This is a genomic window from Caulobacter sp. RHG1, assembly GCF_013181195.1.
Lineage (GTDB): Bacteria > Pseudomonadota > Alphaproteobacteria > Caulobacterales > Caulobacteraceae > Caulobacter.
The window spans coordinates 1-14,120 of the sequence record NZ_SMZP01000010.1 but is presented as its reverse complement, the minus strand read 5'-3'; the positions used below and the strand labels follow the sequence as shown (position 1 = coordinate 14,120).

At 63.9% G+C, this 14,120-nt stretch carries 12 protein-coding genes and 1 pseudogene; 2 read left to right on the top strand and 11 right to left on the bottom strand.

Going from position 1 to position 14,120, the window contains the following annotated elements; all coding sequences use genetic code 11:
- Positions 1–100: 100 nt before the first annotated feature.
- On the top strand, positions 101–634 hold the full coding sequence (locus E1H18_RS23520; RefSeq protein WP_172273725.1) for a GNAT family N-acetyltransferase: 534 nt from the start codon (positions 101–103) through the stop codon (positions 632–634).
- Positions 635–640: 6 nt separating this feature from the next.
- On the opposite strand, the gene E1H18_RS23515 is transcribed toward E1H18_RS23520, so the two are convergent.
- The 7 genes from E1H18_RS23515 to E1H18_RS23485 form a co-directional block, all read right to left on the bottom strand.
- Positions 641–1,480 (bottom strand): phosphoadenosine phosphosulfate reductase family protein, encoded by an 840-nt coding sequence (locus tag E1H18_RS23515; RefSeq protein ID WP_172273722.1) that lies wholly within the window; start codon positions 1,478–1,480, stop codon positions 641–643.
- A complete protein-coding gene (locus tag E1H18_RS23510) occupies positions 1,477–4,785 on the bottom strand; it encodes an ATP-binding protein (RefSeq protein WP_172273719.1) in 3,309 nt (1,102 codons plus the stop codon). Before E1H18_RS23510 ends, E1H18_RS23515 begins: the two co-directional genes overlap by 4 nt.
- On the bottom strand, positions 4,782–5,693 hold the full coding sequence (locus E1H18_RS23505; protein WP_172273716.1) for a DUF4007 family protein: 912 nt from the start codon (positions 5,691–5,693) through the stop codon (positions 4,782–4,784). Before E1H18_RS23505 ends, E1H18_RS23510 begins: the two co-directional genes overlap by 4 nt.
- A gap of 9 nt (positions 5,694–5,702) precedes the next feature.
- Complete coding sequence (locus E1H18_RS23500; RefSeq protein ID WP_172273713.1) at positions 5,703–6,875, bottom strand: cysteine desulfurase family protein; 1,173 nt, start codon at positions 6,873–6,875, stop codon at positions 5,703–5,705.
- 92 nt (positions 6,876–6,967) lie between these two features.
- On the bottom strand, positions 6,968–8,323 hold the full coding sequence (locus E1H18_RS23495) for a DNA sulfur modification protein DndB (protein ID WP_172273710.1): 1,356 nt from the start codon (positions 8,321–8,323) through the stop codon (positions 6,968–6,970).
- Positions 8,320–8,883 (bottom strand): hypothetical protein, encoded by a 564-nt coding sequence (locus E1H18_RS23490; protein ID WP_172273707.1) that lies wholly within the window; start codon positions 8,881–8,883, stop codon positions 8,320–8,322. Before E1H18_RS23490 ends, E1H18_RS23495 begins: the two co-directional genes overlap by 4 nt.
- A gap of 192 nt (positions 8,884–9,075) precedes the next feature.
- A complete protein-coding gene (locus E1H18_RS23485; RefSeq protein ID WP_172273704.1) occupies positions 9,076–9,990 on the bottom strand; it encodes a HEPN domain-containing protein in 915 nt (304 codons plus the stop codon).
- 140 nt (positions 9,991–10,130) lie between these two features.
- On the opposite strand from E1H18_RS23485, the gene E1H18_RS23480 reads away from it, so the two are divergent.
- Positions 10,131–11,081 carry a LysR family transcriptional regulator gene (locus tag E1H18_RS23480; protein WP_172273701.1) on the top strand — a complete coding sequence of 317 codons (951 nt, stop codon included), beginning with the start codon at positions 10,131–10,133 and terminating at the stop codon, positions 11,079–11,081.
- Here the strand turns inward: E1H18_RS23480 and E1H18_RS23475 are convergent.
- The 4 genes and pseudogenes from E1H18_RS23475 to E1H18_RS23460 form a co-directional block, all read right to left on the bottom strand.
- A complete protein-coding gene (locus tag E1H18_RS23475) occupies positions 11,078–12,232 on the bottom strand; it encodes a TrbI/VirB10 family protein (RefSeq protein ID WP_172273698.1) in 1,155 nt (384 codons plus the stop codon). The genes E1H18_RS23480 and E1H18_RS23475 overlap by 4 nt on opposite strands.
- Positions 12,229–13,092 carry a P-type conjugative transfer protein TrbG gene (gene trbG, locus E1H18_RS23470; protein WP_172273695.1) on the bottom strand — a complete coding sequence of 288 codons (864 nt, stop codon included), beginning with the start codon at positions 13,090–13,092 and terminating at the stop codon, positions 12,229–12,231. The genes E1H18_RS23475 and trbG overlap by 4 nt, the downstream gene beginning before the upstream one ends.
- The gene (trbF, locus tag E1H18_RS23465) at positions 13,089–13,772 is read right to left on the bottom strand and encodes a conjugal transfer protein TrbF (protein ID WP_172273692.1); all 684 of its coding nucleotides are present in this window, start codon (positions 13,770–13,772) and stop codon (positions 13,089–13,091) included. The genes trbG and trbF overlap by 4 nt, the downstream gene beginning before the upstream one ends.
- Before the next feature lie 3 nt (positions 13,773–13,775).
- Positions 13,776–14,120: pseudogene (locus E1H18_RS23460) on the bottom strand (P-type conjugative transfer protein TrbL); the annotation flags it as partial.

Genomic DNA, 14,120 nt, shown 5'->3' with positions numbered 1-14,120 from the left:
GAAGGACAATGTCGAGCGCGGGGTTGAGCTGGTCCAGTCTTTCCGGAGCCAGGGCGGTAAGCTGACGTTCAACACCGTGAAGACGAAGTAACGTTGAGCTGTGGACGAGGCTGAGGACGCGTTCGAGCTACGCGCTCTGCAGCCCGACGACTCCTTCACGTCGATGAGAGCCGGCCACGAACGATTCACGCCGCTGAAGCTTTTCGCCCGCAAGAACGCCAAAAAGTATGAGGCTGAGAACTTGGCTCGGACCTACGTAGTCCATGACAGGGTTCACAAGCGGTCGGCCGCCTACGTTACACTTGTCTGCAGTGAGGTTACCTCTGGTCCGGAGTTGGTCCGCGAGGATGGCCTGCATTTTCCCTACGATACCTATCCAGCTGTGAAGATCGCGCGCCTTCTGGTCGATGATCGCTACCGCGGTCAGGGCCTTGGCGTGCATCTTGTCAATTTCGCTCAGGGCATCGCCAAGGCGGAGATCTGTCCCGCCATTGGTTGCCGCTTTGTCGTGGTGGATTCCAAGGCTGAGTCCATCAAGTTCTACGAGCGATGCGGCTTTACCTTGGTCGACACTGGCGAGAACCGTGCGCGGCTCGAGCCGGTCATGTATCTCGACCTACACAAAGCCCAGTGAGCCCATCTACTTGTGGCAAATGACGCAGCCGGCTGACGCCTCATCGATGCCGAATATGTCGTCGATGCTTGGCTCTAGTGTTTTGCTGGCCAGGGGATTGCGCGGGCGCCGCGCCAGGTAGCGCTCTTGCCGCTTCTTGAAGTCTGACTCGATGGCGGCGACGCGTTCGGCCTGTGCCAGCTCCTCGAGACTCTCGCCTTGGCTCCAGGTGAACGGTGTGCCGTTGGCGTGTGCGGTCTTTTCGTAATTCTTGGCGTCGGCGAAGGCTTCGGGATGTTGGCGCATTAAGCGCACCCACTCGATCTTCTGCTGGTAGAAGCAGAACGTGCAGCCCGACCGCGAGCGCCATTGATAGTAGGCCGGCTCGCCCACGCCAGCGCTCTCCAGCAATTCGATCACACCACGTCTGTCAATGCCGGCATCGCGTAGTGGCAGATGCACGCGCATATTCTCGTGGGTCGATTGGTAGCCCTCTCGTGAAGGTTCATCAGCGCGAATTGCAACGTAGGAATTGATGATCTGCCCGGCCTCGAGGTCGTCGCGGAGCCACTGTTCAAGGGGGCGCAGCTTCAGCTGCCTGGTGCACCAGCGCGTGCGCGGCGATGGAAGGAAATTGCCGTATTCCTTCAGCCAGAAATCGAAATCTCGGTCGGGGTTCAGCCGGGCGATGGGCTTGCCCAAGAAGCCTTCCAACCGGTCCAGGAAATCGTAGACTTCTGGAAGCTCTTTGCCCGTATCGGTGAAGAAGTACTCAAGGTCGACGTCCGGGCGATTTTCACGCATCCAAACAGCCAGGGCCGCGCTGTCACGGCCCCCCGATACGCCCAAGATATGCCGCTCAATCATACGGCCTCCGTCTCTGGGATCAGGTTCAACCGCTGCACGGCGCGGGCGAGAGCCGCGAGGTTTACATCACCAGAGCGTTCGACCTGGCCGAGAAGGCCGATCAGCTGTGAAGCCAATTCATCGGCCTCTTGGCTCTGCGCCGCCGTAATCTCGAAGGACCTTACGAGCGTGGGGACTTCCGGGTCAAAGCCGACCACCACGGCAAGGGCTTCACCGCCCTTTCGACGGTCGCGCACTGCCACCACGGCCTCGGTCTCCCGGAACAGCCGCCCAAGCTTTGAAAGCTCCATCAAGGCCTGATCATGCTCACGGTCCGTCCAGCTATGGGCGGGCTTGTGGACCAGCAAGCTGGCAAGACCTTCGATGTCGCCTGACCCACCTTCGAACGCCGCCGCCCGATTGGCGAAGGCGTCAAAGCGCAGATCACCTGTGCGATCGACGACGTTGGCCGCGCGCGCGCCAAGATCCGCGAAATCGGCTGGCGCCGCCAGGGCGGTTTGCAGCGCCAAGACCAAGTCCGAGCGCAAGCGGCCATATGCGGCTTCGCAGGCTTCCAGCGCCGAAAGGGCGACGGCTGGATTCTTGGCGAGAATAGGCTTGAGGTCGCGGAAGAGCAGGGCTTCGGGGTCGCTGGCCTTCAACACTACGTCGCGCACGGCGCGCACCTCAGCAGGCAAGCGCAGTGTGCGCTTGCTGTAGAGGGGCAGCGCCTCGAACCGCTGATAAAGGCCGGCGGCGACCTCCAAGGACGAGGCGCCGACTTTCAAGCTCAAGCCCTTGCCCAACACCTTCAGGACCTTCACATCGTCCTGAGTGCGGTCGATGTGTTTGATCCGGATCTCGGCGGGGTTCTGCAGGATCCGATCGAATAGGAGCGGCTCGATACCAGGCTGGAAGATGTCCGAGACGTAGACGGCCAACGCTGAGCGCTTGGCCAAGATATATGCCAGCGCCAAGATCGGCATGACCCCGCGCTTCAAGCCAAAGGGCGGCTTGGCCCAGAGGTCGAAGATCTCATCTAGACTGCACTCGGGGGTCTCGGCGACGACATCCCAAGCTGGAAGTAGACTTCTTCCCGCTGCGGTATCGACGTTCGGGTCCGTGAACCGCCATCCCGACTCCAGGTGTCGGTGAAGGCCGAATGGCTCCAGAACTGTCATGTAGAGGCCGCGGTGAGCGGGATATCCATCGATGTTCAAGTGCGCCGCATCGGCGTGGAGGATCATCGCGTGGCCGAGGTCGCGCACTGCGGCCATGGCGCTGGAAGATGGACGCTCTCGCTGCAACAGTTCGCTGTGAAGCTTGGGCGCATCCCTGTAGGCCAGGTCACAAACCGCCGAGGCCAACGAAGATAGCGACTGCTTGTCCAGCGCCTTATGCGGACCAGGGCCGAATTTCCACTTCGCCGTCTCGAACGCTGAAGTGAGCTGTCGGTTAACGTCATCGAACAAGGCAGAGCGTCTTGCCGCGATTTCGCGCCGAGCGATCCGGTCGCCTTCGAGCTGGGGATGGTCACGCGCTAACCTGTCGATCGCCACCAATTCAGTGGCGGCGGCTCTCAAAGGAACAGGACTGGTGGCCGCGCCGATGGCGACAACGACGTCGTCGTCCCACAGTTTTCGGGCCAAGGCGCTGGCCACGGCTTCGACTTCCTGTGACGAGGCGCTCTCGTCCGACATCACCAACAAAAGGCGATGCCCGTCACCGCCTCGCTTGATCTCGGCCATAAGTCGGGAATGATCCCCGCCCTTGCCGACTTCGCTCTCGCCCACCAAAAGGATCCGGGGCTCGAAGCTCCTCAGCGCCCCGGTGTCGAAGTAGTGACGTTTGGCCGGTACGGCGCCAAACCCCACCCGAGTCGGGAGGCTCGCGGCGGTGTCTCGGTCGAGTGGAGCGCGCACGCGCTCGATCGCTTCTTCCAGATCAAAGTCACTGCCGGCGAAAAGCGCATAGCCCCCCAGACGCGGTTGCCGGATCAGGATCGCCCACTCAACGAGATCAGTCAGCGCCGACTTCACCGCTGCGGGGCTGTCATTGGGGGAGGAGAGCGCAAGGATGTCATCGGCGGCGGCGAGACCGCTGCCGTTTCGGAAAAACTCGATTAGGGCGATCGTCTTGATGAGCCGAGTGTGCAGCGCCGCGCCACGAACCGCAGCGCGCTCTATCGCCTCCAACGCCAAGGAGAAGCGTCGGCCATCGGCGCCGTCCGTCAGGGCGACGCCGAAATTCGCGATCAGGTAGTCCCAAAGCAGGTTTGGGCCATAGAGCGCGTCTGGCGCTTTCCCATCAACAGTCGCTAGGTGCTCTTGGAATCCCTTGGGCTCGGCTGAGCTGAGGAAGCCGAACACGCTGCGCTCGTTCTGGGCGAACCTCTGTCGGGAGAGTGGGCCGAGGAGCAGGGCGGTGATGGGGTGAAGCGGCCAAACCTCATGCAAAGCCTTGCCGAGCGCTTGAGGGTCCACCGGCCGTCGCAGGGCGATCGCTTCGGCGACCGAGTGCGCCAAACCATCATCACGCCTGTCGTCGTCGCAACGGATGGCCCGCCCAAGCAGGCTGACCGTTTCGTCAGTCGCCGAGAGGAAAGGGATGTCTTTGAAGCGCCCTTGGATCTTGGCCCACTCTTCGCGAGCGTCACGCCCGGCCCGCGCGGCGTACTGCGCGAAGCTCTGATGAAGGACGCCGATGGTGACGAGGCGACCATCGCTGCGATCGCCGCGTTCAGCCAGATCCTGTAGTAAGTGGACGTCACCACCGTCGGCGACCGCGTATTCCAGAAACTTACCTAGTTCGTCGATGATCAGCAGCACGCCGCCGCGCGTCGTCGCGCTTTTGGCGAGGCTATCGACCAAGGCGCGGTCGTCCTTAAATGCAGCCGCCGCCTCGGCCTTAGACCAGCCGAGCGCTTCGCCGGCGGCCAATGCGAGCTCCTCACGCAGGTTCGCGCGCCGGCCGGTGACGGCGACAACCGACCATGGGCCATGCGTTTCAACGAATGCGCGCTCGAAGGCTTGGGTCAGCGCTTGGCCAGCGAGTGAGCGCGCAAGCTGTCTCGCTTCGCAGTCGCCAGCCACAAGGCTGCCGACCAATAGGGCGGCGCTGGACTTACCCCCACCATAGGGGCCCGTCCAAGTAAAGGCGGTCCGGCCAGCCTCCGCAATGGAGGCCGCCATGCCATCCAAGGCCTTTTCGACGCTTGCCTGCAGCACGTAGCCTTCGAGGGGCGGAAAACCCTTGAGGTCGGCGTCGATCCGCGCCGACCTCTGGAAGCGCCCATCGACGCGAACGATGTCGCTTAGGCGGCTCACGCCGTGCCCTTTGGGTGATAGGCTGACCGCAGAAGGCTCATGAGGTCGATATCTTTGATCTTCTGAATTTGCCGAAGGCCGGCGGTGTCGGTGAAGCGCCAGGCCTCATTCGTATAAGCCTCGACACGGGACATGCGTGCGGCGACGTCGTCTTCGCCAAGCTTGAAGATCCTGCCGGGTGAGCCAGGACCGTAGGACGCTTGTTCGACCGAGAGTGTCGGTGAAGCGTGATGTCGCCGTTCCCAGAAGCGGGCCAAGGCATAGGCGAACACGCCGTCAGGCAAGGAGGGTTTGGGCCCTCTGACAAACTCGAAGTACCCTCCCGATCGCGTTTCTCGGATGAGGCCAAGTTCTGCCATCAGCGGCTCGACGGCGTCTTCATTGGCGTCTGTCCGGGAAACGTAGCCTCGCAGCAGAACCTCCACGTCACGCTTCAAGGTGCCGGATGTCGCGCGCCAACCCCTCTTCGCCACGACGGCTTCAAGCTCCGAAACGAGGGTGGCGGCGTCAAACTCCTGCAAATTCAGACCGCTGAACGCGAAGTAGGTCGTCGTCGACGGCAGAGGCTGCCCTGCCAAGTGAGCGTGCAACGCCCAGATTGTCGCCGGCTCTTCCAGATAGGGATCCAATCCCTTGTCGGAGAGTATGAGTTGGCCAAATTCCGTTGGCTTGAGCCGGCCTTGGTATTCCTCTAGAACCCCGGCGCTAAGGGCCCAAAAGCGTATCGACATAGCCATGTTTTTGCCAACGCCGAACCGGCCAATGGCATCGGGTTCTTGAAATGTTCTTGACGGCAGGCCGTCTTCAGCGACGTTGTAGGCCTTCTTGAGCCATAGCAGGCGCAGTGGGAACGTTTCATGCCCCGCGAACGCGCCGCGCGTGTCGGATTCTGTAAAGGCGTCCCTCATACGGGAATGCTACTGGGCGATGCTCCCAGTTGCAACCTCGATCTCGCGAAGCGCCCTCGATAGGGCGAGCGCTGAATTGTCAGCGTCGGCTTCTGTAGAATATCTGTTGAAGCAAATTCGTACTGATGATCGCTTGAGTGACTGAGGTAGTCTCATAGCATCGAGAACTGGGGATGTGGATATTTGGCCTGATGAGCATGCTGAGCCAGTGGATATGGCTACAATCGTTGAAAGCCGCTCGGTTAGTTCCTGAGCGTCGCAGTTGTCGAAGGCAATATTCAAACTTCCAGGCAATCGTCGGTCGTCGGTCCCGATCCGCCGATAGCGGACCTGCAGGGCTTCCAAACCCGCGGTGAAGCGATTTGTGAGGGTGGCAAGACGAAGTGCGTCCTCTTCGCGCTGAGCGAGCGCGAGTCGCGCGGCCACGCCGAAGGCGGCTATCAGGCCCGCCGGTGCAGTTCCAGATCGAAGTCCTTGCTCCTGACCTCCGCCGAAAACGATGGGATCGGGGCGGGTGGGGATCGCAGCCGAAACATAGAGCGCGCCTACGCCTGGCGGCCCATACATCTTGTGAGCCGAGAGGCTCAAGAGGTCGACGTCGAGATCGAACACATCGAGAGCGAGCCGACCGCCAGCTTGGGCGGCGTCGCAGTGGATCATAGCGCCGGCAGCTCGCGCGATTGCGGCCACCTCCTGCACGGGTTGGATAATGCCGCTGACATTGTTGGCGGCCATGACACTGACCAGCAGAACGTCGTCGCCGACCATGTTCCCGAACGCGTCCAAGTCCAGGCGTCCATCTTCACCGACTGGAGCGATGAGGTGCGTGAAGCCCTCCTTCGTCAGCGCCTCAGAGGCTTCCAGGACGGAGGGGTGCTCTATTGCGCTGGTGACGATAGTTCGGCGGGAGCTCTTGTGGCGTGAAGCTCTGGCAAGACCGATAATCGCGATGTTGTTCGCCTCAGTGGCGCCGGAGGTGAAGACGATCTCGCCTGGCGCAGCCCCAATCAACTCAGCCACGGCCTTACGCGCCGTTTCGATAGCCTCGTGGGCCACGGCGCCGGCGGCGTGGGGGGAGTGTGGATTGCCTGGCTGGCCCAGCTGCGTAACTAGAGCGCTTAGCGCCTCCTTGGCGATCGGCGTTGTGGCATGCGCATCCAGGAAAATTCCGGTGGAACTCATTCGACGAAACCCCGGCCGACGCGGAAAACCCATATCTAGGTCGAACGCGCCGGCCGGCCAATGCCATCAGGTCAGTCAATGAACGTGACGGCCTAGGCTTCGCCCTCACTTTCATCGCTTGCGCCGGCAGGCGCGGCTTCGGGCACGAGCGAGGCGACCTCGATCTTTCCCTCAGTGTGCGGGGTCAGCGATTTCAAGAGCTCTTCCTCGCTCACTGAATAGGCCGAGCCCTTCAGCTCCTTATACTGCTTGCGCGCCCGGACGATGGCCTGTTTGCTCGGCGCGGCCAGGTGGACATACAGGAGGTCGCGCAGGAGCTCTGCGTTCTCCTTCGCAGAAATCATCTTGCCGTTGGTTGCATTGAAGACTGAGAGCCAGGGGCCTTCACCAATGCGCCATTTCAGGCCCGCCAAGCGCTTCATTATTTCGGGCCATGCAAGGGCGCCTTGGGAGGCAATCTCCGACACGACCCGCGCGACGGCCTTCTGCACTACCGGCCGCATAAATGGAGATCCGGTAGCCTCTTTGCCCTTGGGGGCGCGGAGATCCTTGGCGCTCGTCTCTGCATCGAGTGGCGTGCGCACATCGCCCGCGGCCTTAATGATGTCGTCGAGTCGAGAGGCGATAACGCTGTAGGAGGCCTCAAGAACCTCATCAGACGGGCGGGCCTGAGGCTTCTTCATTGAGGGGTCAAGGTCAAAGCTCAGCGTGCGCACAATGTCGTAGAGGTTGGCAATTGTGGTGAAGGCCAGCTTGTCGCCTTGAGGGACGTTCCCGGCTGCGAGCTTCAGAACGCCTTCATCGCCAACGCTGGTGAATACCTTCACGACGCCCTTCCGTGAAAGGAACGGGTGCTCCGTGAGGAGCCGTCGGGTCAGAATCGCGGCACCATCGTCTTCGTCAAGCACGATATTCTCTGCATTTGACGTCGCTTTGGCATTTCTATTGATGTTAGTGAATAGGCGTCGGGTGCGGATCTTCCCTTCTGCAGAGTCGAAGTGAGAGACCATGATTACGCAAATATCTTCGCGCCCAAGTTCTGGATTTACTTTAATAGACTCTTTGATCGCCTTCAGTCGGTGCTGACCGTCGAGCGCAAAATACTGCTGGGTTCCGTCAAAAGTCAGGACGCCGAACTGTCGATCAATTCCAGAAAGTACACCGTCGGAATCCTCCATCGACACTTCAAGGTACGATGGCGCCCCGCCCCACGCCGCTACGATCAGGGCGCCGAGAAAACGATGCTCGGAATTCAGAAGATATTTCTTGATTGCCTCTGTTCTATCGCCAAGGCCGCGCTGAATCATTGTATTTAGATCTGAATTGCCTCCCAGCTCGTAGGCAAAATCGACTTGGCGGGCAACCTCTGCATATTTCATAATGCAAATGTAATACTCCCAGTCCCCAACGCTAGCCTTAAATGCTGGTATGAAGGTCTTGTTTGTCATTGTGGCACCTTGAAGGCTGGCATTTCTCTTGTGCGGACTCGTAGGCGCCCGATCTTGTTGAGTGGCGGGGCGAAGAGCCTGATGAGCCGTTTTTCAAGATCGGGAATGGCCGTGCGGTCTTCGACTGGCAGGAACCAGTATTCAAGCGGCCAAAGGGAGAGATACTTCTTCAGCGCTGCTGCGCGGTTCAACTTCGGCGCGTCATCCCAAAGTTGTTCCGGATCGCCCCCGACATGCTTGGCGTAGTCATTTCGGTAGCGGTCTCTAAGCGTTTGCTTGCTAGACCCATCCCCGGCCCGGCCAACGTACATCACCCAAAGTGGCGTATGAGCTGTTTCGGCCGCCAGCGAGAGTTTGAAATGTGAGCGAAATACAAACATGTACAAACCCGACACCGCAGGAATGTGGTTCGTCAGGGTCGGCGTCGCCTTGTAGCTTTCCCAAGGGCCGATACGATCTAGATCACCCTGAATTACGCCACATAGATCGGCATCTAACTGCCAGTTTATTGGAAACTGGATGTTGAGTGCGATTGAGTCTTGATCGCGATGGCGCGCCAATGCCTCTCGAACCACTTGGGCACTCGTCAAATCGCCTCCCCCATCCCCTTACCACAACTAAGCGTTGCCCTGCACTATCGTTACATAGCTTCACCTTGCAAGGCGAAACCGGGCAGGATCGAGCGCAGCTTGAGTTCTGGTGCCTGCGTTGGGTGGTGTAGGCATGGCTCCAGTCATTCCGCGCCACCTAGGTTACGTTGCGGCGTCACGGAGTGCTTCGATCCGTTCGGCGGCAACCGTTTGGACGACGTCCTGCAGCTTCATGATTCGATCGTTCATCCAGGCAAGATGCTCGGCCGAAACCTCGTAGAAGTCGGAATAGCGCGCTTCAACATATGCTCGGCGGATCAAATCGAAGCCTTGGCGCTCGAACTTATTCGAACCGGGCCAAATGCCAACTAGCCGCTGATCCATCGCCTCTGCTCGATCACGCAGAAGGTTCAGCCGATGTGTCTTAGCGCTGTATAGGGTGAGCGTCAGTATCAGGCCATGGTAGGCTCGCTCGGCTGCCTGATGCAGAAGGAAAGCCGCATCGTTTGGCATCTCTCTGGCTTGGGCATCTTGGGCTAGAAGACGAGAGTTTTCCGAACGCACAGACCACTTTTCGAAATAGCTCTTAGTTTCGCGATAGGCGTCCTGCCGCGATAGAGCCTCAGGTCTAACGAACGGCAAACCGTCTTCCTCGAAAAGCGTGATCCCGTCTCTCAGGATGTCCGTAAAGAAGTAGCGGCCGAGGCGGAGTTGCTGGTTCACATCGTCGAGACTGTGGATGATGAAGTTGGGCTGAGTGCGCAGGCGCTCGCCGGAGGCCAGCTCCCTCAAAAGGATTTCGTCCGGTGCGCCCCAGAACTTCTCCAGGTCCGTCAGGTCGTCGTGGTTGACCACGACCAGGATGTCGTAGTCCGAGAAGTATCGGCCCTTGGGATCCTCGACCCAGTCGCCGCGCGCATAGCTTCCGAAGAGGATGATCTTGAGGATTTTGCCGGTCCGGAACCGCGGCATTGTTCGTCGGCTGACGGCCTGCGCGAAGCCGTCGCGGAGGGTCTGGACGACGAAGTCCAGTTCCTTACGTTTGGCGGCGGGCAGGTGGTCGAGCGAGGTCTTCATGGGGCCGTGGTCGTTTGGCGATAAGGCTGGGAGTCTAGGGCGTCGGGCTGGGTTGGCGCCACTGTTCGTTGCATCGGGCGGGCGAATATTCTGTCTATATTCGTTCTATAGGGTGGCGGTGCGCAGGTTGGCGCGCTTGCATGGCTTGCGGCCAGTTCGGCCGCCAGCCCGAGCTCTGCGTGTCGATGCCCGCGCCGGATCTTGCCGCCATCGACCAGGGTGAGGCCAGCGCCCGGGCCGGGCTTGGCCTGCACCACCTGCGCTATGTGCTGGCGGCAGCCGAGCAGGGCGGATTTCGGCGGGCGGCGCGACGGCTGGGTGTCCAGCAGTCGGCCGTGTCGCGCCGCATCCAGGAATTGGAAGGTCGTCTCGGGGCGCCAATCTTCGAACGCGGACCCCAGGGCGTGCGCCTGACGTCGGCCGGCGAGGATTTCGTGCGGGGCGCCCAGGGCGCCGTCGGCGAACTGGACCTGGCCGTCGATCGCGCGACCGAGGCCGCACGCGCCGACCACGCGACCTTGCGCGTCGGCATACTGGCTGGCCTCGGGGGCGGCGTCCTCCAGGATCTCCTTCGCCAGTTGGTGGCGGTCGAACCGGACTTGGCGCTCGACCTGGTCGAGGGCGGCGCCGAGGTTCTGGCGGCTGCGCTGGGTCAGGGGCGGCTCGATCTCGCCTTTCTACTGACCCCGCCCGCCGGCCTGGTGTCGACGCCGGCCTGGCGCGAGCGCCTGGTGATCGCCGTGCCGATCGGCGATCCGATGACCGAGGCCACGTCCCTCTGCTGGTCCGACCTGGCCGGGCGTCGGCTTCTGGTCGTCGAGCCGATCGCCGGCCTTGTTCGAGACCTCGCCGCGCGGCGTCTGGGATCGGCGGCGATGCTTGGCCGGGCGGGCGCGCCGGCCAGCTTGGCGCGGTTGGTGGCGCTGGGCCAAGGTCTTGGCCTCGTCGGCGAGGGGGACGCCTGCCGCGCCACCGGCGTGGTCTACCGGCCGCTGGCCCGGAGCTTCCTGGGCTTTGATGCGGTGTTGGGCCGGCGGCCGGAGAAGCCGGTCGTGCGCCAGCTCCTGGCCCTACTTCCCGGCGTGGCCTAATCGTCGAAGACGATGTCGCGGGTCACCAGGATCGTGAGCGGCAGGCCGGCGCGCAGGGTCAGGGTCGGCTGGACGTCGAGCTGTTTGCGCACCACCTGCTGGCCGGTCTGGTTGACGGTGTCCTGTACGCCCTGGCGCAAGGCCCGGGCGATGTCGCTGTCGTCTTCGGGGCCCAGCGCCGCGCCCACGCCCAACACGCTGGAGAGCAGCGCGGCCTTGCCCATGGCGCCCCAATGGGCGTTGGTCTTGTCGACGAGGCCCGAGCGGCCGGTGGCGTCGGCCCCGATCAGGCGGTCGAGCTGCAGCGACCGGCCGTCGGGGAAGATCACCCGGTCCCAGGCCAGAAGCACCCGCTTCTGGCCGAACGCGACCTGGCTGTCATAGCTCCCGATCAGTTTGGCGCCCTGCGGGATCAGCACGGCCCGCCCGGTCAGGCTGTCATAGACGTTGCGCGTCACCTGCGCCGAGACGGCGCCGGGAAGGTCCGAGCTCACGGCGGTCAGCAGGGCGGCGGGGATGATCGTCTGGGCCAGCAGCACGCGTCGCCCGGCTGGCGGCTGCGGTCGAAAGGCGCTGGTGGTCGGCGCCGCGTTTCGGGCGTCCAGGAAGGCCCGGCGCGCATCGGTGGTCGCGGGCTGGATGAGGGGCGGTATCGACGCCGGGGCTGGGATAGCCGGCGGCGGCATGGGGGCAGGCTGAGTCATGGCCGGCGTCGCGGCTGGGCTGGTGCGGCTGAAGACGGCGCTTGTGCGCGCGGCGACCAGGGCTTGGCGGCTTGCGTCGGCCGTTGGATCAGCGGGGGCCTGGCCGATCGGCGGCGGCGCGATCACCTCGCCGCGCTGCTGCGCCGACAGGATCGGGCGGCCAAGATCGCCGGGCAGCGGCGGGCCGAGCTTGGGCACGTCGGCATAGGTCCTGGGACCGGTGATCACGGCTTGGGGCGCACGCCCGTCGGTCTCGTCGGCCTTGATGACCACCGGCTTCGGCGCACGGGGCTGCAGCGCCAGCGCCAAGGCCGCGCCGATCCCGGCCGCGCCGAGCCCGGCGAGGCCGGCGACCGCCACCCGCGACAAGCGCGCGACCCTGGGCGGGGCGGCGCGCAGGCGCACGGCCGCCTTGGCCGCAGCTTCGGTCGGGTCGGGCCCGCTCATGGCGCGGGGCTCCCGACCCGCTCGATCCGCACCCGCCGCGCCGAGCGCTTGTCGCCGAGCCGAAGCTCGGCCCGGTCGAATAGGCGGTCGACAATGATCTGGCGACCCTTGATGCGGTAGTCGACGAGGCCGGCCTTGCCGGCGGCGTCGAGCAGGAAGAGCGGCGGCAGTTCTCCGGCGCCGATCTGGGCGGGGAACACCAGGTGGACCTTGGCGCCGTCGTCGAACACCTGCTGCGGACGCCAGCCGACCTTGTCGCCGGAGATCCGGTAATCGAAGTTGAGGCGGGCCAGATCGGCGGCAGGCGGCGTCGGCGGGGTTGGTGGTGTCGGTGGTTGTGGCGTGGCCTGGCCGATGGGCTTGGCCAGGGCGATCAATGCGTCCCTGGGATAGGTCCAGGCGACCGAGGCCATGTAGGTGGCCGCCCCGGACCGCAGCTCGAGATAATAGGTCCGGCGGTCGGTGTTGATGACGAGGTTGGTGGCGAGGCCCGCCTGGGTCGGTTTGACCAGGACATGCACGCGCCGGGCTTGCCCCTGGCCGCTCTCGGTGTCGCCGATCACCCAGCGGGCGGTGTCGCCGGCGGCGATCGGACCCGGCCCCGCCAACTGCTCACCGGGCTCGAGCACGATGTCGGTGACCCGGCCCGGCGCGGTGTAGATCTGGTAGAGGCCGCCCTCGCTCCAGGCGAAGCGCTGCATCGCGCCCAGGAAGCTGTCGAGCCGGGGCTGGACGCGGGCGGCGGCGTTGGCTTTGGCGACCGGCGTGGGCGGCCCGGATGACGGGGCCGCCGCAGCGCTGCTGGCGGTGATGAGCGACAGGACCGCGGCGACCGCGGCCCCCCGGACGGCGGCGGTCATGGGGTCATCTCCTTGGACCAGTCGATCGCGTCGACATAGAGGTGGAGGGGGTTGGCCTTTAGTCGGTCGACGTTTTTGGTCGGCCGGTCGACCAGGGTGAGGATCGCCGACCAGCGCTCGGTCGAAGCCAGCGCCCCGTCCTGGTAGTGGCGCTCGGTCCAGGCGATGCGGAAGCTGGTCGGCGAGGCGCGCAGGACGTTGGTGACGTCGACCGACACCTGCTCCTTGCCCACGCGCTCGCGCGGGTCGTTGGTCTTGCCGTATGCGGTCAGGGCCGCCGCGCCTTTGTCGGTGGTGAAGCGGTAGGCCGACAGCCAGTTGTCGGTGACCACCACCGGATCAGACGACACCGACCGAACCTCCTCGATGAAGCGCTCGAGCCGGGCGGCGATCATGAAGTCGCTGGGCTTGAAATCGGCCGTCGCGGGACCCACCGTGCGCGCCTCGCCGAACCGGTCGACCTCCACGACCCAGGGCACGACCTGGCCCCTGGCGCCCTGCCACACCAGCGCGCCCGCCAGGACCGCGATCACCCCGCCCTGCACCAGCGCCACCGCCCAGGCGCGCCGGCCGGTCACGGCTAGGCGCCCTTCGCGGTCGTCCCAGGCCTGCCGCGCCCGGCGGTAAGGTGTGTCGGGCTCGGGCGTGGTCCCGTAGCGGATCTCCGGCCGTCGAAACATCGCTTACTCCTCCGAAAGATCGACCGAGGCGCCGCCGCCGGCTTGGCCGGACGCGGCGGCATGGCCAAGGCTGGTCGCGCCGTGGGCGATGGCCTGGCGCTGCTGCAGGCGCTGGGCCCAGGCCGGTTGGCCTTGCGCCGGCGGCGGGGCCTCGGGGCTTGGCTGCGGCGCGCCCGACGAAGTGTGTTGCTGGCGTGCGGACTCGAACCGTTGACCCAGGGATTGGGCCATGCGGCGCAGGGGGCTGACAGCCGCGCCGCCGGCGGCCTTGGCCACGCCCGCCGCCCCGCCACTCTGGGCCGCCCCGACCGTGGCGCCGGCCAGACTGGCGGCGCCCCGGGCGGTCCC